Raw genomic sequence first — 19,540 nt, 5'->3', positions numbered from 1 at the left:
AGCATGTCGCGCAAGGCCGCTCCCGCGCAGGAAAACGCCTTTCCCGCCGTGTGCTTTCCCGGTACGGGCCGTCCGGGTACGGGCCGCGTGCCGGGCCGGTACCGGGCCGGCGGGGCGGGCCGCTCACCCGCTCCCGCCGCGCAGCATCCGGGCCGCCACGCCGAGGTCCGAGACCAGGCCCGCGTACGCATCGGCGCGGGCCCGGTCGTCCGCGCGCAGCACGGCCGACGGGTGGATGGTCGCCACGAGCGTGCCCTCGCCCTCCCCGTCACCGTCGAGTGACGGCAGCGGCAGGGGGACGCCGCGCTGCTGTGTCACCCGGAAGGAAGAGCCGAGCAGGGACTTGCCCGCGGTCGCGCCGAGGGCGACGACCACCTCCGGGCCGATCAGCCGCAGTTCGGAGGCGAGCCAGGGGCGGCAGGCGCTGATCTCGTGGAGGTTGGGCGCCTTGTGGATGCGGCGCTTGCCCCGCGCCTGCCGCTCGAACTTGAAGTGCTTGACGGCGTTGGTGACGTACGTCTCCGCCGGATCGATGCCGGCCTCCGCGAGCGCCCGGGTCAGCACGCCGCCGGCCGGGCCGACGAACGGCTCCCCCTTGCGGTCCTCCTGGTCGCCCGGCTGCTCGCCGACGAGCACCACCCGGGCGGAGGCCTCGCCGGAGCCGAAGACCGTCTGGGTGGCCTCGCGGAACAGCGGGCAGCCTTGGCAGCCGGCCGCGGCGTCCCGCAGGCTCTGCAGGTCGGCTCCGCCGGGTACGAAGGGCCCCGCGTCGTAATCCTCCGGAGCGGGCATCAGTCGCCGGACGCCTTGCCGAACTCGGTCATGAAGGCCGCGCAGAACGCCTTGAGGTCGGCCGGCTTGCGGCTGGTGATCAGGGTGGCGGCGGCGCAGGTGCAGACCTTGACCTCCTCGTCCACCCAGGTGCCGCCCGCGTTGCGGATGTCGGTGCGCAGGCTGGGCCAGGAGGTGAGGGTGCGGCCGCGCACGACACCGGCCTCGACCAGGGTCCACGGGGCGTGGCAGATGGCCGCGACCGGCTTGCCCATGTCGAAGAAGTCCTTGACGAAGGAGACGGCCCGCTCGTCCATGCGCAGGAAGTCGGGGTTGGCGACGCCGCCCGGCAGGACGAGCCCGTCGAAGTCCCCGGCCCGCGCCGTGGCCACGTCCTCGTCGACGGCGAAGGTGTCGGCCTTGTCGAGGTGGTGGTAGGCCTGGATGCGGCCGGTCTTGGTCGACACCAGCCGCGGCGCGCCGGCGGCCTCCAGCACGGCCCGCCAGGGGTCCGTCAGCTCGACCTGCTCGACACCCTCCGGTGCCGCCAGGAATGCGATCCGCATGGTCATCGTGCGTCCTTTCCGTGTCGCCGTCTGTCCGCCGGTCCGGTCCGTCAGTCCGGCAGCTGCGGCAGCACCTTGCTGCGGTAGAAGTCGAAGAAGCCGCGCTGGTCGCGCCCGATCTGGTTGACGAAGACGGTGTCGAACCCGGCGTCGGCGTACGCCGTGATCGCGGCCAGGTGCGCGTCCACGTCGTCCCCGCAGGTGACCGCGTCGGCGACGCGCTCCACCGGAACCAGCTCGTTCGCCTGTTCGAAGTGCCGGGGCGTCGGCAGGATCTGGGCGAGCTCCCCGGGAAGCTGTTCGTTGGCCCACAGGCGGTGCGCGGTGCGCTCGGCCTCCTCGCGGTCGGTGGCCCAGCACACCTTCAGCCCGCCGAAGACGGGCTTGGCGCCGCCCCCGCTGCGCCGGAAGCGGTCGACCGCCTCCGCGTCGGGAGCCATCGTGATGAAGCCGTCGCCGATGCGCCCGGCCAGCTCGGTCGCGGCCGGCCCGAACGCCGAGACGTCGATGGGCACGGGTTCGTCGGGCACGGTGTACAGCCGGGCGTTCTCCACGGTGTAGTGCTTGCCGTGGTGGCTGACCTCGCCGCCCTCGAAGAGGAGCCGCATCACCTGGACGGCCTCCTGCAGCATCTCCAGCCGGACGGCCGCCTGCGGCCAGGCGCCGCCGAGGATGTGCTCGTTGAGCGCCTCCCCGCTGCCCACGCCGAGCCGGAAGCCCCCGCCGAGCTGGACGGCGGCCGTGGCCGCCGCCTGGGCCGTGACGGCCGGGTGCAGGCGCATGATCGGGCAGGTGACGGCCGTGCGGACGGGCAGGGAGGTGGCCTGCGAGAGCGCGCCGATCACCGACCAGACGAAGGGGCTCTGGCCCTGGGCCGGGTTCCACGGGTGGAAGTGGTCGGAGATCCAAAGGGAGGTGAAGCCGGCCTGCTCGGCCATGCGCGCCTGTTCGACCAGGTCGGCGGGGCCGTGTTCCTCGGTGGACAGGAAGTAGCCGTATTCCGTCATCGGGGGTGTCCTCCTGGAGGGCGGGGCTTCGGACCCCTGGGTAACCACAACGGGCGGCGGGGAAACACCCGGGTCTCAGTCCCTGCGCCGCCGCAGGACCGTCCGGACGGCGGCGGCCGTCCCGAGCAGCGCCGCGGCCGGGAGCAGGAGGGGGTGGCGGGCGAGGGCGGCCTGCGGGGAGCGCGCGTGGGACTCGGCGTCGAAGACGCCGTGCGCGCCGTAGTCGCCCCCGCCGGTGTCGTCCACCGGCTCCCACAGGTTGTGCGGCCGGTCCTCCCGCACCTGCTCGTCGGTCTGCTGCGCGGCGATGCCGGTACGGGCCAGATAGCGGTCCAGGAGGCCGGGGGCCGCCTTGTCGGCGAGGATCGTCGCGACGGTCGAGGCGCCGACGTAGTACTGCTTGCGCCGCGGGTGCCCGGCCGCGTGGAGGACGGCGCGGGCGGCGACCTCGGGCTGGTAGACGGGTGCCACGGGCCGGGGGTGGTTCGGCAGCCGGGACAGGACCCAGGAGAACTGCGGCGTGTTGACCGCGGGCATCTGCACGACCGTCACCCGCACGTTGCTGTGCCGGGCGAGCAGCTCGGTCCGTACGGCCGAGGTGAAGCCGTTGACGGCGTGCTTGGCGCCGCAGTAGGCGGACTGCAGGGGCACGGAGCGGTAGCCGAGCGCCGAGCCGACCTGGACGATGGTGCCCGCGTCGCGCGGCAGCATCCGGCGCAGCGCGGCCCGGGTGCCGTGGACGCAGCCCAGGTAGGTGACGGCGGTGACGCGCTCGTACTCCTCCGGCGTGATGCGGGTGAACGGGGCGAAGACGGAGACGAAGGCCGCGTTGACCCACACGTCGACCGGGCCGAACGCGTCCTCCGCCGCGGCCGCCGCGGCCTCCACCTGGGCGTGATCGGCCACGTCGGTGGGCAGGACCAGGGCCTTTCCGCCCAGCTCGCCGACCTCGGCCGCGGCGGCCGCCAGCCCGCCGTCGCCCCGGGCCAGCAGCGCCACCCGTGCGCCCCGGCGGGCGAACATGCGGGCCGTCGCGCGGCCGATCCCGGCGCTGGCACCGGTGATGACGACGGTCTGGCTCATGGGGCTCCTTTCCTTTCCCGTTTCCTTTCCCGGGGACGGGCGGTCACCGTAAGTCACCCGACCCGGTACGGTTCGGCGCGGCCGGCGAGCAGTACCAGGCCGTGCCCGGGTGTGCCCTCCGCCCCGGGGCGGACGCTTCCCCCGCCCGGGTCGAGGGCTCCGGCGAAGAACAGCGACTCGATCCTGGTGTGGTCGTGAAACCACTCCAGGTGGCGCAGGTTGGGCACGGCGGCCGCGGCGTGCGCGTGGACGTGCGGTGCGCAGTGCCCGGAGATCTGCAGGCCGGCCGCCTCGGCGAGCGCGGCGGCCCGCAGCCAGACGGTGATGCCGCCGCAGCGCGTGGCGTCGGCCTGCAGGCAGTCCACGGCACCGGCGGCGAGCATCGCGCCGAAGTAGGGGAGGGTGTAGCCGTACTCGCCGGCGGCCACGTCGGCGGTGACCGCGCCGCGGATCCCGGCGAGGCCGGGCAGGTCGTCGGAGGAGACGGGCTCCTCGAACCACAGGACGCCGTGGGCGTCGAGGTACCGGGCCGCGCGGACCGCCTGCTTGCGGGTGTAGGCGCCGTTGGCGTCCACGTAGAGCTCGGCGCCGTCGCCGATGCTGCGGCGGGCCCGGGCGACGCGGTGGCGGTCGCGGTCCTCCGCCCCGCCCCGGTCCTCACCGATCTTGATCTTGACGCGGGGGATGCCGAGCTCCTCGGTCCAGCCGCGCAGCTGCCGGTCCTGGCGGGCGTCGTCGTAGGTGGTGAAGCCGCCGCTGCCGTAGACGGGCACTTCGGTGCGGCTCGCGCCGAGCAGCCGCACCAGGGGCAGGCCGAGCAGCCGGGCCTTGAGGTCCCACAGCGCGATGTCGACGGCCGAGAGGGCGCCGGCGACCAGGCCGGGCCGGCCGGCGTTGCGCACCGCGCGGCTCATCGCCTCGTTGGCCGCCGGCACGTCGAAGGCGCAGCGGCCGGTGACGACGTCCGCGAGCTGACCGGTGATCACGTCCGCGGTGGCGGGGGCGCCGTAGGTCCAGCCGGTGCCGGTGGTGTCGCCGGAGCGGACGGTCGCCAGGATCAGGGTGGTCGCGCCCCAGGCGAGCGTGCCGTCGGCCTCGGGGACGTCCGTGGGGACGGTGTAGACGGCGGTCGTGACGTCCTCGACGACGGGGCCGCCCGCGCCCGGGCCGGTCACCGGCGGGCTCCTGCGGGCGAGCGGAGGCCGCCGCGCGCTCCGGCGGCCAGCCGTCCGGCGGCGCGGTCGACGAGCGCCATGATGGTCAGGGCGGGGTTGGCGCTGCCCTGGGTGGGGAGCACGCTGCCGTCGGTGACGAGCAGGTTGGGCACGGCGAACGCGCGCAAGTCGGCGTCGACGACGCCGTTCTCGGGGCCCGCGGCCATCCGGCAGCCGCCGACGAGGTGCGCGTACCGGTTGATGGTGATCACCTCGGTGGCGCCCGCCGCGCGCAGGACGTCCTCCATCACCGTCCGCGCCGCCCGGATGAGCATGCGGTCGTTGTCGCACTGGCTGTAGGAGAAGTGGGCGACGGGCAGCCCGTAGCGGTCCTTCTCCTGCGAGAGCGTCACGCGGTTGTCCGGCAGGGGCAGCAGTTCGCACAGCGCGCCCAGGGTCGCCCAGTGGACGTAGTCGCGCATGTACGTGCGCAGGTCCTCGCCCCAGTGCCCCTGGGCGGCCACGTGCTCGGCCCAGACGATGGGCAGCGGGGAAACGGTCTGCAGGGAGAAGCCGCGCTTGTAGGGCTTGGCGGGGTCGGTCTCGTAGAAGTCCTCGGAGGACACCTCGGGGGGCGGCGCCTTGTAAGCGCGCACCTCCTCGGTGAAGCGGCCGGAGGTCTGCGGTGCGCCCTGCACCATCACGTACCGGCCGACCAGGTCGAAGTCGTTGCACAGCCCGTCGGGGAAGCGGCGGCAGGCGGAGTTCAGCAGCAGCCGGGGCGTCTCGATGGAGTAGCCGGCGACGGCGACCGTGCGGGCGCGCTGCAGCCGTTCCCTGCCCTTGTGCACGTACCGCACGCCGGTGGCCAGGCGGCCCTGCGCGTCCAGCTCGATGCCGGTCACCATCGACTGCGCGCGGATCTCCGCGCCGTGGGCCAGCGCGTCCGGCACGTGCGTGATCAGGGTGGAGGCCTTGGCGTTGACCTTGCAGCCCTGCAGGCAGAAGCCGCGGTAGACGCAGTGCGGGCGGTTGCCGAAGCGGCCGTTGGTGATGGCGACCGGGCCCACCCGCGCCTCGATGCCCAGGGCGGCGGCCCCGCGCAGGAAGACCTCGCCGTTGCCGCCGACCGGGTGCGGCGCGTGCGGGTAGGCGTGCGGGTCGCCCCACGGCCAGTACTGGCCGGCGACGGGCAGCTCCTGCTCGATCCGCTCGTACGGGCCGCGCAGCTCCTCGTAGCCCAGCGGCCAGTCGGCACCCACGCCGTCGTCGGTGAGCGTCGAGAAGTCGGAAGGGTGGAAGCGCGGGGCGTAGCCGGCGAAGTGCGTGGTCGAACCGCCCACCCCGCGGCCGGAGTTGTTGGCACCCAGCGGCACCGGGTCGTCCCCGGAGACGACGCGCGGCTCCGTCCAGTACAAGTGGTGCGATCCGGCCTCGTCGCTGACCCAGTCGGTATCGGGGTTCCAGAAGGGGCCGGCCTCCAGGCAGACCACGGACCAGCCGTGGCGGGCCATGCGCTGGGTGAGGGTGGCGCCGCCGGCGCCGCAGCCGATGACGACGAGGTCGACCTCGTCGTCATCGGCGAAGCGGCGCATGCCGTCGATCAGGGCCGGGTCGAAGCGGGTGTCCCCGCGGGGGAGGAGCCAGGCGGAGGCGTTGCGGGCGCGGAGGCCGCCCATGGGGGCGGCGGTCAGGCGCAGCGTTTCGGTCGCGGCCCGGATCGCTGCCGCCGGGCCGCGACGGCGGGTGTCCGCGGCTGCGGCCCGGTGGCCGGTTGTGCCCACCCTCCCCCAGCTACCGCTGGGGGGAGCCCCAGCCCCAGCCCCAGCGGAACGACTGCCCACAACCTGGTCTGAACCCGTCACCGGGTCCACCGGGTGCCGGTCCGGGGACTCCCAGCGCTCCCTCAGGCCCACCCCCAGCCGTGCGTACCCCCGCGGGTACGCCGGTCCGCCGAAGCCGATCTCGTTCCAGGCCCACGGGTGGGAGTAGAAGGCGGTGGCGGTGTACCGCGTCCACAGCCCCCACACGTGGCCGGCCGGCATGCCGTGCCAGCGGTCCGAGCCGGTGTCGCGCACCGCTCGGATCAGGCCGGCCTGCCGTTCGCGGACCAGGCCGGCGAACGGGGCGCCGTACCGGGCGCGGGCGTCGTCGTCGAGGGCGGCGAGCGAGCACCGCCAGGCCTCGTCGTCCTCGGGCATGTCGGCGAACCGCCAGCCGTCGGTCTCCAGTTCGGCGAGCCGTGCGTCGATCATCTGCAGCACCGGCACCCCGGGGTCGTCCCACTGTGCCAGGAGGTGGTCGAAGAGCGGCCCGGCGACGGCCTCCTCGGCGAGGGTGAAGAACCGCAGGCCGGGCTGGACGGCCGTGCGGGAGAGGACGACGCCGGAGGTCGCGGCGTCCCACGTGCCGGCCTGGGCGAGGACGTCGTGCCCCGCGAACCCGGCGTCGTGCCGCCCGGGCGTCGTCACCGTCACTGCTCCCTGCGCAGCAGGGCGGCGAGCAGGCCCATGCCGCCGACCATCGTCACCAGCAGCGGCGCGAACAGGGGCGGTCCCAGCTCGACGTTGTACCGGGCCATCGACCAGCCGCCGGGCTTCTGGGCGATGCCGCGCAGGTGCAGGTAGGTGCCCTGCAGGCCGTTGGCGGCGATGGCCGCCGAGGCCAGCGGCAGGGCGGTCTTCGCCATCCGCTCGCTGGCGAACCCGGCGACGCCCGCGGCCGCGCCGACGGGCCCGAGCAGCACCGGCCACCACATGACGCGGTTGCCGAAGCTCGCGCGGTCGTGCTCCAGGTAGATCTCCGCCGCCGTGACGAGGGAGCCCACCGCCGTCAGCAGGGACAGGCTGCGTTCGAACCTGCCGTGGCGGACGTTGCGCACCATGCGGTCCAGGACGTACGGCGCCGGGCCCACCGGCCGGCCCCGGGCCTTCCGCGGCAGTGGGCTCATCCGCCGTCACCCGCCCCGTGCCCGCGGCGCTTGTGGCCGCCGGGCAGCATCTCCTGGATCTTCGCCTTGAGCCCCTGGCGGACCACGGCGGCGCGGTCGCTGTCGCCCTTGAGGACCGCCGCGGCGGCGGCCTCGATCTGGTCGAGGCTCGCGTGGGGCGGGATCGGCGGTACGGCCGGGTCGGTGCGGAAGTCGATGACGAAGGGCCGGTCGGCGGCGAGGGCGCGCTCCCACGCGGGGACGACCCCGCCCGGCTCCTCCACGCGGACGCCGTCGAGCCCGATCGAGCGGGCGAAGTCCGCGTAGGGCACGTCGGGGATGGCCTGCGAGGGCAGGAACTGCGGGGCGCCCTCCATGGCGCGCATCTCCCACGTGACCTGGTTGAGGTCCTGGTTGTTGAGGACGGCCACGACGAGGCGCGGGTCCTGCCACTCCTTGTAGTACTTGCCCGCGGTGATCAGCTCGGCCATCCCGTTCATCTGCATGGCCCCGTCGCCCACCAGGGCGATGGCCGGCCGGTCGGGGTGGGCGAACTTGGCGCCGATGGCGTAGGGGACGCCGGGCCCCATGGTGGCGAGCGTGCCGGACAGCGAACCGCGCATCGTGCCGCGGATGCGCAGGTGGCGCGCGTACCAGTTCGCAGCGGAGCCCGAGTCGGCGGTCAGCACCGCGTTGTCGGGCAGCAGCGGGTCGAGGGCGTGGAAGACGTACTCCGGGTTGACGGGGTCGGCGGAGACGGCGGCGCGCCGCTCCATGACCTCCCACCAGCGGGCCGTGTTCTTCTCGATGCCGGTCCGCCAGTCGCCGTGCTCCTTGGGCTTGAGCTGGGGCAGGAGCCGCGTCAGGGTCTCCCGCGCGTCGCCCACCAGGTTGATCTCGAAGGGGTAGCGCAGCCCCACCATGAAGGGGTCGACGTCGATCTGGACCGCCCGCGCCTGCCCGAACTCCGGCAGGAACTGGGTGTAGGGGAAGCTCGACCCGATGACGACCAGCGTGTCGCAGTCGCGCATCAGCTCGTACGAGGGGCGGGTGCCCAGCAGCCCGACGGAGCCGGTCACGTAGGGCAGGTCGTCGGGGAGTACGTCCTTGCCGAGCAGGGCCTTGGCCACCCCGGCGCCGAGCACCTCGGCGAGCTGCTCGACCTCCGCCCGCGCGCCGCGGGCTCCCTGCCCGACGAGGACGGCCACCTTCCGGCCGGCGTTGATCAGCTCCGCCGCCCGGGTGATCTCCGTGTCCGCGGGCACCGGCGCGTAGGGGGCCACGCCCAGGCTGGAGGGCACCATCTTGAACGCGTGCTGCGGCGGCGAGTAGTCGAGCTCCTGCACGTCGGCGGGGATGATGAGCGCCGTGACCGTCCGCCGCGTGTACGCGGTGCGCATCGCCCGGTCGAGGACGTTGGGCAGCTGCTCGGGGACGGTCACCATCTCGCAGAAGTCGGAGGCGACGTCCTTGAACAGGCTCAGCAGGTCCACCTCCTGCTGGTAGGAGCCGCCCATCGCGCTGCGGTCGGTCTGGCCCACGATCGCCACGACCGGTACGTGGTCGAGTTTGGCGTCGTAGAGGCCGTTGAGCAGGTGGATGGCACCCGGCCCGGAGGTCGCGGCGCACACCCCCACCTTGCCGGAGAACTTGGCGTACCCCACGGCCTCGAAGGCGGACATCTCCTCGTGCCGCGACTGGATGAACCGCGGGTTGTCGTCGGCCCGGCCCCATGCGGCCAGCAGGCCGTTGATGCCGTCCCCCGCGTAGGCGAACACCCGGTCGACGTCCCATTCCCGCAGCCGCTGCAGCAGGTGGTCGGACACCTTCGTGGACATGGGACTCCCTTCGCCCGGGGGTGCACGGTCGTCGCGGGACGGGTACGGGCGTCCCGCCACAGTGCTACGGGTGACCGGTCCCGGGCGGGGGAAACACGGCGCGGGGCGAATCCCTCGTACGGATGTGTGGGGTCACTCCTTCGATCTGTAGTGGCGCAGCACCCAGCCGGGCAGCCCGAACCAGCACAGCACCAGCCAGGCCACGACCGCCGCCACCAGCCAGGGGACCGCGCTGTTGTGCAGGGCGATCCGCAGGATCAGCGTCAGTGCCGAGGTGACCGTGCACAACAGCAGCACGATTCCCACCATCGTCAGCCGGGCGGCCCAGATGACCGTCTGCGGCTTGATGCGGCGGCCGCTGACGATGCGGTGGAGGGAGACCGGGCCGACGAGGGCGCCGGTGGTGGCGGCGCCGAGCAGCACCGTCACCACGTAGATGGTCCGGTCGGTGGCGCCGAGGTCGGCGAACCGCGGGGCGAAGACCACCGTGAGCAGGAAACCGAAGAGGATCTGCACGCCCGTCTGGGTGACCCGTACCTCCTGCAGGAGTTCGGCCCAGCGCCGGTCCGCGCGCTCCTCGGGCGTCTCGTGGCGCCCTCCGGGGCCGGGCGGAGCCCCGGAGGGCCCGGGCCGGCGGGGGCCTTGATCCTGCGGTCCGCTCGCTGCTGGCATGCCGTCCTTCCGCGTCGCCCCGGGCCCCGGAGTACCCCCGGCGCGCACCGGGCATGCGCCCGCCGCCATACCTCGCGGGGGTGCGGGTAGACGCGGTGCGACACGCCCCTGGCGACGTCCCGCGGATCGCGGGGCCTACGGGCCGATACTGGGGCATTCCCGCGGAAAGCGGAGGTGAGCGGATGCTGAACGGCATCGTCCGGGCCGCAGCGGAGATCCTCGCGTGGTGGGCCGGCCTCACGGCGGTGTGGACCCTCCTCATCAGCCGGGCCGACACGCTGGAGATCGCCGTCGGGGCGGCTGCGGCCCTGGTGTCGGCGTGGGCCGCACGCGGCGCCCGCCGGGCCGCGGACCGGTGAACTGGTGGCTGGCGGCCGCCTGCGCGCTCGTCGCCGGCGGCCTGGGCCCCTGCCTTTGGGGGTCGGCGCGCGGCTCGGCCGGGCAGCGCGTGGTCGCACAGAACACGGCGACGCTCCTGCTGTGCCTGGTCTTCCTCCTGCTGGCCCAGGGGTACGGGCGGCCCTCCTACGCGGACCTCGCCCTGGTCGTGGCCGTGCTGGGGCCCGCCGGGACACTGGTCTTCACGCGCCTGCTCGGTGACGAGATCGGGGCGCGGCCGCCCGGGCTGCGCCTGCTCACCCCCGCCGTCCTGGTCGCGACTGCGGCGACCGTCGTCCCCTTGTGCATCGCGACCGGCCCCGGCCGCGCCATGGGGAAGCTGGTGCTCATCGGCCTGCTGCTGATCGCCGGAGGGGTCGTCACCTCGGCGGCGGTGCGCCATGGCTGACGCGCTGATCGCCGTCGTGCTGCTGCTCGTCGCGGCCGCGGCCACGGTCGCGGTGCTGCAGCGCGACCCGGCCCGGCAGGCCGTCGTGCTCTCCCTGCTCGGTCTCGCGCTCGCCGCGCTGTTCACCGTCCTGCAGGCCCCCGACGTCGGTCTCGCACAGCTCGCCGTGGGCTCGGCCGTCACCCCGCTGATGATCCTGCTGACGGTCCGTAAGATCCGGCGCGACGGGCGGCGGAAGTGACGCGCCGCCTGCGGCTGTGGGTGCTGATGGCCGGCCTGCTCGCCACGGCCGCGCTGTACGCCGCCGCCTGCACGGACCTGCCCGGCTTCGGCGGCTCCCGGCACCCCTACGGCGACCGGGCGGTGCGCACCGCGCTGCAGCAGCACACCGCGAACGCCGTCTCCTCCGTCAACTTCGACCAGCGCGCCTTCGACACGCTCGGCGAGCAGACGGTCCTGTTCGCCTGCGTCCTCGGCACCGTCGTGCTGCTGCGGCAGACCCGCGGCGAGAAGCGCGTCCCGCCCGAGCCCGCCGACGTGCCGGCCGCGCTGCGCCGCTACGGCCTCCTCGTGCTGCCCGTCACCCTGCTCATCGGCCTCTACGTCATCGCGCACGGTCAGCTCAGCCCCGGGGGCGGCTTCCAGGGCGGCGTGGTCGTCGCCACGTCCCTGCACCTGCTGTACATCGCCGTCGACTACAAGGCGCTGGAGCGCGTCCGGCCGCTGGGGCTGTTCGAGCTGGCCGACGGCACCGGGGAGGCCGCATACGTCCTGCTCGGCGCGGCCGGGCTGATCGCCGGCTCGGCCTACCTCGCCAACACCCTGCCGCTGGGCACCTTCAACACCCTCTCCTCGGGCGGCACGGTGCCGCTGCTGAACGCCGCGGTCGGGGTGGAGGTCACCTCGGCCGTCGTGGTGCTGCTGGCGCACTTCCTCAGCCAGGCGCTGGAAATCGAAGGCGAGGACGACGGCGCGAGGGACGGAGGACGGAAAGCATGAGCCTGCTGCCCTACCTGACCGCCGGCTGGATCTTCCTCGTCGGCGTCCACGGCATCGCCACCAGCCGCAATCTGGTCCACGCCGTCGGGTGCCTGGCCGTCACCCAGTCCTCCACCTACGTCCTGCTGCTGGCCGTCGGCTACCGCAAGGGCGCCACGGCACCGGTCTTCTCCGACCTGCCGCCCGGTGCGCCCGTCGTCGACCCGGTCGTCCAGGCCCTCGCCCTCACCGACGTCGTCGTGGGGGCGACCGTGACCGCCCTGCTGCTCGCCCTCGTCGTCCAGACCGCCAAGCGGCACGGCACCGTCGACCCCGACGAGCTCTCCGAGCTGAAGGGCTGAGCCGCAGTGGACCGGCTGCTCCCGCTGATCGTCGTGGTGCCGCTGCTGGGAGCGGCCGTGCTGGTGGCCGCGGGGCGCCACGTGCCCCGGCCGGTGGCGGAGGCGGTCGCGGGCCTGGCCGCCGCGGCCTCCGCCGGGCTCGCCGTCGCCGCGCTCGCCGGCCCGCCGGGGGTCTCCTGGGTCGGCGCCTGGCGGCCGCAGGGCGGCCACAGCGTCGGGATCGTGCTGGTCGGCGACCGCATCGGGCTGGGCCTCGCCGCGCTCACCTCGCTGCTCGTCGTCGCCGTGCTCGCCTACTCCTGGCGCTACTTCGACGAGCCGCCGCACGGCCACGGCGGCGCCTTCCCCGCCCTGGTGCTGCTCTTCCAGGGCGGCATGTGCGGCTTCGCGCTGACGGGGGACCTCTTCGACGCGTTCGTCTTCTTCGAGCTGATGGGCGTCGTCGGGTACGCCCTGACCGGCTACCGCGTCGAGGAGGCACGGCCCGTGCAGGGGGCGCTGGTCTTCGGCTTCGTCAACTCCCTCGGCGGGTACGCGACCCTGCTCGGCATCGGCCTGCTGTACGCGCGCACGGGCGAGCTGGGCATGGCGCAGGTCGGGCGGGGGCTGGACGAAGCAGCCGGCGCGGCCGGGCACGGCGCGGACGCCCTGGTCGTCGCCGCGTTCGTGCTGGTGCTGACGGGGCTGCTGGTGAAGGCGGCGGCCGTGCCGTTCCACTTCTGGCTGCCGGACGCGCACGCCGTGGCGCCGACGCCGGTGTGCATGCTGCTGTCCGGCGTCATGGTGGAGATGGGCGGCTACGGTGCCGCACGCGTCTGGACGACCGTCTTCGCCGGGCCCGGCGGCGTCCCGGCGGCCGGGGCCCGGCGCACCCTCCTGGTCCTGGGGGTGGCGAGCGCCCTCGCCGGTGCGCTGATGTGCTGGCAGCAGCGGCACATCAAGCGGCTGCTGGCCTTCTCCACGGTGGCGCACACCGGGCTGTTCCTCACCGGCATCGCCCTGCTGACCCCGCACGGGGTCGCCGGCACCGCGCTCTACGTCCTCGGGCACGCCGGGGCGAAGGCCGCGCTGTTCGCGTGCACCGGCATCCTCCTCGACCGCCACGGCAGCGTCGACGAGTGCGAGCTGCACGGCAAGGGCCGTGACACCCCGCTCACCGGCCTGCTCTTCGCCGCCGGCGGGCTCGCGCTCGCCGGGCTGCCGCCGTTCGGCACGAGCCTGGGCAAGGCGCTCGTGGAGGAGCAGTCCCCCTGGCTGCCCGCCCTGTTCGTACTCGTCTCGGCGGTGACCGGCGGGGCGGTGCTGCGGGTGGCCGCGCGTGTCTTCCTCGGGGCGGGGCAGGCGGGGCGGGACGGAGAGGAAGGGGCCGAGGGGCCGGAGACCGCCGGCGGGGAGGAGGAGCCCGAGACCGGCCGCCGCGTGCGCCGCCCTCCCGTGCCCATGGTGACGGTGGCGGCGCTGCTGCTGGCCGGGTCGCTCGCCGTCGGCACGGTGCCCGCGCTCACCGGCGCCGTCACGGCCGCGGCGGAGGCCTTCACGGACCACGCCGGCTACGCGGCGGCGGTGCTCGACGGCGGTCCCGCCGGGCGGCCGGAGGGCCCGTACGACTGGTGGACGTGGACCGGTGCGGGCCTGGGCCTGCTGTCGGCCGCGCTCGCCGTCGCCCTCGCCGCCCGGTCCGTGGGCCTGTCCTCGCGGGCCGTGCCCTGGAGCGCACCGCTGCGGCGGCTGCACTCCGGGCACGTCGGCGACTACGTGGCCTGGACGGTGGCCGGCATCGGGCTGGTCTCGCTGCTGGCCCTGTGGTGAGCCGGCGTCCTGCCCGGGCCGACCGGTTGCAGGCTCCCGGGGCCGCGGGCAGGGTGGGAAATCAGTGCACACCGCGACAAGGATGGACATCATGCCCCGAGGTTCTAGTCCCAAGCGTGAGCGGCAGTACGAGCACATCAAGGAGAGCGCCGAGCAGCGCGGAGAGGGCACCAAGCGTGCCAAGGAGATCGCCGCGCGCACCGTCAACAAGGAGCGGGCCCGGTCCGGGGAATCGAAGACGGCGAGCAAGTCCTCGACCCGGGACATGTCCTCCTCGAAGCGGGGCGGGCAGCGCTCGCACAGCGGCGCCGGGGGACCCACCTACGACCAGCTCTACGCCGAGGCACAGCGCCGCAACATCCACGGCCGGTCGCACATGAACAAGGCCGAGCTCCAGCGGAAGCTGGGGCGCTAGCCCCCCCGGGGCCGGCCGCCCGCGGGGCGCCGCCCTACGGGGTCTTGTACAGCGGCCCGGGTCCCGGGGAGCCTCCGGGGGCCTGGATGATGGGCACCGGCTTGTTGTGCGGCCAGCCGTCGGAGGCGTCGTCGAAGCTGAGGTCCCCGCTCGCTGCGGGGACCACGGCGGCGTCGTGGAGGTTGGTCAGCTGGTTGAAGACGTCCTGCACGGTCGGCGTCTCCCGGCCGGTCTGGCCGGTGACCATGCGCAGCGCCCACACGGCCGTCAGCACGGAGTCGTGGTGCATGACGGCGTAGCCGTCGGTGAGCTCCTTGTCGGGGAACTTCAGGTCGCGGAAGCTCTGGTAGAAGGGCTTGAAGCCGCTGGGCGCATCGACCCCCTTGATCCACTGCTCCGTACTGGTCGCCGAGGCCTGCATGATGGTGATCTTGCTGTCCTTCAGCAGCCCCATCACGTCGTTGGCCTGCTGCACGGCTCCCTGCGAGCCCGCGAGGATCGTGATGGGCTTGTCGTGCCCGCACTGGCTGCGCGAGGACAGCGACCGCACGAGGTCGGAGAGGTCGCGGCCGCGCCCCGCGTAGAAGACGAGCTCGGACTTGGTCAGGCAGATGTTGTTGAAGGCGTTGAAGAACAGGCTGGGCACGCCGTCGGTGCGGGGGCCGGTGGTGCCCACGAAGGAGACGCGGCGCTTGTCGATGTAGTCGGCGAAGACATCGTCGTAGGCCTTGCGCATGGTCCGTACGTAGTTGTCGTCCCGGCTGTCGAAGACCAGGTAGCCGCGGCGCTGTTCGGCGGGCAGCCGGTCCAGGCGCTGCCGCAGCGCCTTGGCGTAGTCGGTGTTGGACGGCGAGACCTTGAACAGGCGCTCCGAGTTGACGTTGGTCGCGGTCAGCACGGCGCCGATCGCCGGGATCTTCCGCTTGGCGAGCTCGTCGGCCGCGCTCTGCGTCTCCGGCACGCTGACGCCCATGCCGGCGACGGCCACCAGCGGGTGGTCCCCGCCGGTCATGTCCGCCAGCCGTTCCACGACGGGCCGCCAGTGGAGCTGGTTCCTGCCCTCGCTGGCGAGGACCAGCTGGATCTGCGGGGTCCGCCCGTGGACGCCGGTGGCGTTCACGGCGGACAGGGACGGGCAGGCGTTGGCCCGGCACTGCGCGGTATAGGCGCCTTCGAGGCTGCTCTTGATCTCCTCGATGGGCAGCACGCTGCTGTCGCTCGCGGTCATCGGGGTCAGCAGGCCGACCTTGACGTAGGGGACGGGGGTCTTGCCGGCGCCGGGTTCCTCCCACTGGTCGCGCACGCGCCGGTTCTCCGCGGCGATCTTCTCGGTGACCTCCTTGAGCTCGGGGCTGAAGGCGTAGGCCGTCTCGTTGACGACGCCGACGCACTCGCGGTCCCTGCCGGAGCCGGCCCACACCAGGCCCGGCTGGTCGTCGGCGCAGCGGTCCTCCCCCTCGTCCGTGCGCAGCAGCCAGAAGGCGCCGCCGGCCAGGAGGGCCAGGACGAGGACCAGCGCGGCGAGCCCCTGCCACCCCTTCCACCAGGGGGGCAGCTCGTCGAGTCGTCCGGGGGTCACGGGCATGATGCGGGCTCCTTGCGGACGGCGGTGGTCACGCGCTGCCAGGGCGCGCTCAGATGTACTTCGCGGCCTCGTGCCTGAGCCCCACCCTGCGGGGGTCGGAGTGCATGGCCAGGCTCTGGAACATCGAGCCGATGGTGTCGTTGAGTTCGGGGCGCGCGGCGGGCAGCCGGTTGCGCGCGTCGCCCGCCAGCCACAGGGCGGCCACCAGCATGGTCAGGGCCCGGCGCTCGGCGAAGGAGCGGGGGGCCAGCTCCTCGGCGACCCGGTCCACGCGCAGCGTGGCCGTCCGCTCGGGCAGGACCGGCGTACGCAGCGGTGCGGCCGTGACCGCGTACAGCTCGTAGAGCCAGGCGTCGGTGTCGGGCAGTTCCGTCAGGCTGCGGGCGAGGTGGTCGACGACGTCGTCGAGCTGGCCGAGGGCGAGCGCGTGATAGCGCACGTCCAGGGGGTGGCCGTAGAGCATGTGCCAGACCTGCAGCTGTTCGTGGGTCTCGTCCCAGCGCGAGCGGCTGCGGGCCAGCTCCTGCAGGAGCAGCAGGCGCAGCCACGGGTGCAGGACGGGCCTGCCGGACAGCGGGCGCGGGTGGGAGTTCTCCAGGTATCCGGAGCCGCGGCCGCCGCGTGCGCCGGCGTCCTGGGGGACGGGACCGACGAGCCACAGCCGGGTGCCCGTCTCGCGGGCGAGGCTGTTGCGCGTGCGCAGGCTGAAGGACTCGAGCAGGTCGGCGTCCCAGGCGGCGTCGAACTCGCGGGCGGCGGAGCACACGACGAGCGCGGCGCGCTGCTCCTCGTTCATGCCGTCCAAGAGGTCGCGCAGGATGACGCGGTCGAGCGGCTCGGCCTCGGACCCGTCGTCGGAGGGGACGGGGGTGGCGAGGATCCCGCGCAGCAGGGCCTCGCTGTCGCCGCGGCCGGGTATGCGCGCCGCCGCCTCCAGCAGCCGGCCGGCGCTCCATGCGTGACCGCGCGTCAGCCGGTGGGCCAGCGGCGAGGCCTCGGGCAGGCGGTCGGCGATCCCGGCACCGAGCTGGGAGACCTCGGCCGCGGTCAGGTCGCGCAGCTGGACGCAGTACCAGTGCCAGGAGGCGTCGGGCGGCGGGTCGGGGACGGACTGCTCCCAGTCGGCGTAGGAGGCCTCCTCGGGCGAGCGGATCCACACCCCGGCCGGCCCGCGGGCGAAGGGGCCGGGTATCCGTCCGGTGTCGGAGGCGGTGGCGACGGCCAGCAGCGGGTCGGGGGCGCCGCTCTCGTCGCGCAGCCGCACGAGCAGGTCGAGGAAGTCCCGGCCGCCCTCGGCGTCGGCGTTGTCCAGGAGGACCACGCAGTTGCGGTCGCGGCGGCGGCGTGCGTACTCGCCGCGCAGGTCGGCGAGGAACGCCTCGCACAGCCGCCGGTCCACGGCGGCCCGGTCGACGTCGGTCCCGCTCTTGCTCAGCTGGTTGAGGGCGACGAGTTCGTCCACCGGGGCGTGCGGGCCCGCGTACCAGGAGAAGCCGGTGCGCCGGGCGACGCTGAGCGGGAGCCGCGGCGGGCGGCGGATCAGCCCGGCCAGCAGGCCGATGCCGGGGATCTGCAGGAGGTTGAGGTCCTGCAGGAGGCCGGCGACGTCGGCGGCCCGGTCGGCCGCGCCGGTGCTCTCGCGGGCCTCCTGCAGGGCGCGGCGCAGCTGGTGGCCCGCCCGCCGGGAGTCGTTGGCGTCCAGCGAGAGCCCGGGGTCGACGACGAGCAGGCCCAGGGTGAGGCGGGGGAAGAGCAGGGCGGGCTGGCGGGCGAAGCGGTGAGAGAGCCCGTAGGCGAGGCGGCCCGCGACCTCGTGCGGCCGGCGCGGCCCGGCGGAGGCGAAGTCGTAGAAGGCGTGGGGGCGGTGGGAGCCGAGGTAGCCGAGCCAGGCCAGCGCCGCGGTGCGGCCGCTGCCGCGGGTGCCGACGAGCACCAGCACGGGCAGCCCGCGCCCGCCCCGCCCCGCACGGCCGTCCTGGACCATGGTGCGGCATTCCTGGTAGAGCGCCTCGATGCCCTCGATCCCCAAGGGCCGTCTCACAGGCTCCGGCACGTCATCAGCCCCCCTCGGGCCGGCGCGTGTCACCGCCGGCCGTGCGGAAAATGCTGCCACGCGGGTGCGGTTCGCGGGAGCGTTCGGTCGCAACTGATAGAGCCGCAGCCGATGGAGGGGACCGGCGGTCGGCGCCCCCGGGCGGGGGCGCCGGACCGTCAGCTCCGTGCGCTGGTCTTCACCGTGTCCTCGACCACGGCTGCGGGGGCCGCGGCGGCCCGGCGCCGGCGGGCGAGCGGGTAGCCCAGGCCCAGCAGGACGAACCAGACGGCGATGACGTAGAGGGCCACGCGGGTGTCGGAGTCCCAGGCGACCAGGACCGTCACGAAGGCGAAGGCCGCGAGCGCGATCCAGTTCGTGTACGGGGCGCCGGGCATGCGGTAGGAGGAGGCGACCGCCCGGCCCTCCGCCACGGCCCGGCGGTAGCGCAGGTGCGTCACGAGGATGATGCTCCACACCGTGATGGCGCCACCGGTGGAGACCGCCGTGATGTAGGCGAACGCGTGCTCCGGGTCGATGGCGTTGACGAGCACGCCCAGGGCCATGACCAGCGCCGAGATGACGACAGCCGTGGCGGGCACGCCGCGCTTGCTGAGCCGGCCGAGGGCCGCGGGGCCGTGGCCGTTGAGTCCGGCGGTGCGCAGCATGCGCGCCGTGGCGTACAGTCCGCCCGCGTTGCACGAGGACAGCGCCGAGGTGAGGACGACGAAGTTGACGATGCCGGCCGCCGCCGGGATGCCGATCTTGGTGAAGGCGGCGACGAACGGGCTCGTCCCGGGCTGGAACTCCTGCCAGCTCACGACCGACAGGATGACGAAGAGCGCGCCGAGGTAGAACAGGCCGAAGCGCAGCGGCAGGCTGTTGATGGCGCGCGGGATGTTCTTCTCCGGGTCCTTGGTCTCGCCCGCGGTCACGCCGACGAGCTCGACGCCGAGGTAGGCGAAGAGGACGATCTGCAGGGTCATCAAGGAGTTCCACACGCCGTGGGGGGCGACTCCGCCGTCCGCCCACAGATGGCTGACCGACGCGGTGTCACCGGCGTCGCCGAAGCCGATGATGAGCACGCCGAGGCCGATGAGGATCATGCCGATGATGGCCGTGACCTTGATGATCGCGAACCAGAACTCCAGCTCGCCGAAGATCTTCACCGAGATCAGGTTGGCGCAGGCGAGCACCACGAGGGAGATCAGCGCCGTCTTCCACTGGGCGAAGCCGGGCGCCCAGTAGTTGACGTACTGCCCGGCCGCGGTGATCTCGGCCATGCCGGTGGTGACCCACATGATCCAGTACGTCCAGGCGGTGGCGTACCCCCAGAACGGGCCGAGGAAGCGGTGGGCGTAGTCGGCGAAGCTGCCGGAGACCGGGTTGTGGGTGAGCAGCTCGCCCAGGGCCCGCATGACGAGGAAGAGCACGACGCCGGCGGCGGCGTACCAGATGATGAGGCTGGGGCCGGCCTGCGATATCGCGGTGCCGGCGCCGAGGAAGAGGCCGGTGCCGATGGTGCCGCCGATGGCGATCATCTGCATCTGCC

Annotated in this window: 19 protein-coding genes; 7 read left to right on the top strand and 12 right to left on the bottom strand. The window is 73.9% G+C overall.

Annotation, left to right across the window (positions count from 1 at the left end; translation table 11 throughout):
• Nucleotides 1-123: 123 nt before the first annotated feature.
• The 9 genes from FGW37_RS30230 to FGW37_RS30190 form a co-directional block, all read right to left on the bottom strand.
• The gene (locus FGW37_RS30230; protein ID WP_179083970.1) at nucleotides 124-792 is read right to left on the bottom strand and encodes a UdgX family uracil-DNA binding protein; all 669 of its coding nucleotides are present in this window, start codon (nucleotides 790-792) and stop codon (nucleotides 124-126) included.
• Entirely contained in the window at nucleotides 792-1,337 is a 546-nt protein-coding gene (locus tag FGW37_RS30225; RefSeq protein ID WP_179083969.1) for a type 1 glutamine amidotransferase domain-containing protein, read from the bottom strand. Before FGW37_RS30225 ends, FGW37_RS30230 begins: the two co-directional genes overlap by 1 nt.
• Nucleotides 1,338-1,387: 50 nt before the next feature.
• Nucleotides 1,388-2,344: a TIGR03557 family F420-dependent LLM class oxidoreductase gene (locus FGW37_RS30220; RefSeq protein WP_179083968.1), complete on the bottom strand. Its 957-nt coding sequence runs from the start codon at nucleotides 2,342-2,344 to the stop codon at nucleotides 1,388-1,390.
• Nucleotides 2,345-2,419: 75 nt separating this feature from the next.
• On the bottom strand, nucleotides 2,420-3,427 hold the full coding sequence (locus tag FGW37_RS30215; protein WP_179083967.1) for an SDR family oxidoreductase: 1,008 nt from the start codon (nucleotides 3,425-3,427) through the stop codon (nucleotides 2,420-2,422).
• A gap of 53 nt (nucleotides 3,428-3,480) precedes the next feature.
• Complete coding sequence (locus FGW37_RS30210) at nucleotides 3,481-4,602, bottom strand: enolase C-terminal domain-like protein (protein WP_179083966.1); 1,122 nt, start codon at nucleotides 4,600-4,602, stop codon at nucleotides 3,481-3,483.
• On the bottom strand, nucleotides 4,599-7,052 hold the full coding sequence (locus tag FGW37_RS30205) for a GMC family oxidoreductase (RefSeq protein WP_179083965.1): 2,454 nt from the start codon (nucleotides 7,050-7,052) through the stop codon (nucleotides 4,599-4,601). Before FGW37_RS30205 ends, FGW37_RS30210 begins: the two co-directional genes overlap by 4 nt.
• 2 nt (nucleotides 7,053-7,054) lie before the next feature.
• Complete coding sequence (locus FGW37_RS30200) at nucleotides 7,055-7,531, bottom strand: hypothetical protein (RefSeq protein ID WP_246430644.1); 477 nt, start codon at nucleotides 7,529-7,531, stop codon at nucleotides 7,055-7,057.
• Complete coding sequence (locus FGW37_RS30195) at nucleotides 7,528-9,348, bottom strand: thiamine pyrophosphate-requiring protein (protein ID WP_179083964.1); 1,821 nt, start codon at nucleotides 9,346-9,348, stop codon at nucleotides 7,528-7,530. Before FGW37_RS30195 ends, FGW37_RS30200 begins: the two co-directional genes overlap by 4 nt.
• 132 nt (nucleotides 9,349-9,480) lie before the next feature.
• Nucleotides 9,481-10,020 carry a DUF6328 family protein gene (locus tag FGW37_RS30190; RefSeq protein WP_246430643.1) on the bottom strand — a complete coding sequence of 180 codons (540 nt, stop codon included), beginning with the start codon at nucleotides 10,018-10,020 and terminating at the stop codon, nucleotides 9,481-9,483.
• 182 nt (nucleotides 10,021-10,202) lie between these two features.
• Here FGW37_RS30190 and FGW37_RS30185 point away from each other — a divergent pair, with 182 nt between their 5' ends.
• The 7 genes from FGW37_RS30185 to FGW37_RS30155 all read left to right on the top strand — a co-directional run bounded on the left by FGW37_RS30185 (nucleotide 10,203) and on the right by FGW37_RS30155 (nucleotide 14,371).
• Entirely contained in the window at nucleotides 10,203-10,379 is a 177-nt protein-coding gene (locus tag FGW37_RS30185; protein ID WP_168092243.1) for a hypothetical protein, read from the top strand.
• Entirely contained in the window at nucleotides 10,376-10,807 is a 432-nt protein-coding gene (locus tag FGW37_RS30180) for an MrpF/PhaF family protein (protein WP_179083963.1), read from the top strand. Before FGW37_RS30185 ends, FGW37_RS30180 begins: the two co-directional genes overlap by 4 nt.
• On the top strand, nucleotides 10,800-11,048 hold the full coding sequence (locus FGW37_RS30175) for a Na(+)/H(+) antiporter subunit B (protein WP_179083962.1): 249 nt from the start codon (nucleotides 10,800-10,802) through the stop codon (nucleotides 11,046-11,048). The genes FGW37_RS30180 and FGW37_RS30175 overlap by 8 nt, the downstream gene beginning before the upstream one ends.
• Nucleotides 11,045-11,806 (top strand): MnhB domain-containing protein, encoded by a 762-nt coding sequence (locus FGW37_RS30170; protein WP_179083961.1) that lies wholly within the window; start codon nucleotides 11,045-11,047, stop codon nucleotides 11,804-11,806. The genes FGW37_RS30175 and FGW37_RS30170 overlap by 4 nt, the downstream gene beginning before the upstream one ends.
• A complete protein-coding gene (locus FGW37_RS30165) occupies nucleotides 11,803-12,147 on the top strand; it encodes a sodium:proton antiporter (RefSeq protein WP_179083960.1) in 345 nt (114 codons plus the stop codon). Before FGW37_RS30170 ends, FGW37_RS30165 begins: the two co-directional genes overlap by 4 nt.
• 6 nt (nucleotides 12,148-12,153) lie before the next feature.
• Nucleotides 12,154-13,956, top strand: a complete 1,803-nt coding sequence (locus FGW37_RS30160) for a complex I subunit 5 family protein (protein WP_179083959.1) — start codon at nucleotides 12,154-12,156, stop codon at nucleotides 13,954-13,956.
• A gap of 91 nt (nucleotides 13,957-14,047) precedes the next feature.
• Entirely contained in the window at nucleotides 14,048-14,371 is a 324-nt protein-coding gene (locus tag FGW37_RS30155) for a plasmid stabilization protein (RefSeq protein ID WP_179083958.1), read from the top strand.
• A gap of 34 nt (nucleotides 14,372-14,405) precedes the next feature.
• On the opposite strand, the gene FGW37_RS30150 is transcribed toward FGW37_RS30155, so the two are convergent.
• From FGW37_RS30150 to FGW37_RS30140, 3 genes are all read right to left on the bottom strand, one after another.
• Nucleotides 14,406-15,956, bottom strand: coding sequence for an ABC transporter substrate-binding protein (locus FGW37_RS30150; protein WP_179083957.1), 1,551 nt, complete (start codon nucleotides 15,954-15,956; stop codon nucleotides 14,406-14,408).
• A 49-nt stretch (nucleotides 15,957-16,005) separates the two neighbouring features.
• Nucleotides 16,006-18,009, bottom strand: a complete 2,004-nt coding sequence (locus tag FGW37_RS30145) for a hypothetical protein (protein ID WP_179083956.1) — start codon at nucleotides 18,007-18,009, stop codon at nucleotides 16,006-16,008.
• Between the two features lie 158 nt (nucleotides 18,010-18,167).
• Nucleotides 18,168-19,535, bottom strand: coding sequence for an amino acid permease (locus tag FGW37_RS30140; protein WP_179084996.1), 1,368 nt, complete (start codon nucleotides 19,533-19,535; stop codon nucleotides 18,168-18,170).
• Between the last annotated feature and the right edge of the window lie 5 nt (nucleotides 19,536-19,540).

It is taken from the genome of Streptomyces rectiverticillatus (assembly GCF_013394065.1).
GTDB lineage: Bacteria > Actinomycetota > Actinomycetes > Streptomycetales > Streptomycetaceae > Streptomyces > Streptomyces rectiverticillatus.
The sequence above is the reverse complement of the archived record's forward strand: the minus strand, read 5'-3'. Positions and strand labels throughout refer to the sequence as shown.

What these genes read in the sequence shown, in the direction of transcription:
- FGW37_RS30230 (WP_179083970.1), bottom strand. Translation starts at nt 792, where the DNA reads ATGCCCGCTCCGGAGGATTACGACGCGGGGCCCTTCGTACCCGGCGGA.
- FGW37_RS30225 (WP_179083969.1), bottom strand. Translation starts at nt 1,337, where the DNA reads ATGCGGATCGCATTCCTGGCGGCACCGGAGGGTGTCGAGCAGGTCGAG.
- FGW37_RS30220 (WP_179083968.1), bottom strand. Translation starts at nt 2,344, where the DNA reads ATGACGGAATACGGCTACTTCCTGTCCACCGAGGAACACGGCCCCGCC.
- FGW37_RS30215 (WP_179083967.1), bottom strand. Translation starts at nt 3,427, where the DNA reads ATGAGCCAGACCGTCGTCATCACCGGTGCCAGCGCCGGGATCGGCCGC.
- FGW37_RS30200 (WP_246430644.1), bottom strand. Translation starts at nt 7,531, where the DNA reads ATGAGCCCACTGCCGCGGAAGGCCCGGGGCCGGCCGGTGGGCCCGGCG.
- FGW37_RS30195 (WP_179083964.1), bottom strand. Translation starts at nt 9,348, where the DNA reads ATGTCCACGAAGGTGTCCGACCACCTGCTGCAGCGGCTGCGGGAATGG.
- FGW37_RS30190 (WP_246430643.1), bottom strand. Translation starts at nt 10,020, where the DNA reads ATGCCAGCAGCGAGCGGACCGCAGGATCAAGGCCCCCGCCGGCCCGGG.
- FGW37_RS30185 (WP_168092243.1), top strand. Translation starts at nt 10,203, where the DNA reads ATGCTGAACGGCATCGTCCGGGCCGCAGCGGAGATCCTCGCGTGGTGG.
- FGW37_RS30175 (WP_179083962.1), top strand. Translation starts at nt 10,800, where the DNA reads ATGGCTGACGCGCTGATCGCCGTCGTGCTGCTGCTCGTCGCGGCCGCG.
- FGW37_RS30165 (WP_179083960.1), top strand. Translation starts at nt 11,803, where the DNA reads ATGAGCCTGCTGCCCTACCTGACCGCCGGCTGGATCTTCCTCGTCGGC.
- FGW37_RS30155 (WP_179083958.1), top strand. Translation starts at nt 14,048, where the DNA reads ATGCCCCGAGGTTCTAGTCCCAAGCGTGAGCGGCAGTACGAGCACATC.
- FGW37_RS30150 (WP_179083957.1), bottom strand. Translation starts at nt 15,956, where the DNA reads ATGCCCGTGACCCCCGGACGACTCGACGAGCTGCCCCCCTGGTGGAAG.
- FGW37_RS30140 (WP_179084996.1), bottom strand. Translation starts at nt 19,535, where the DNA reads ATGCAGATGATCGCCATCGGCGGCACCATCGGCACCGGCCTCTTCCTC.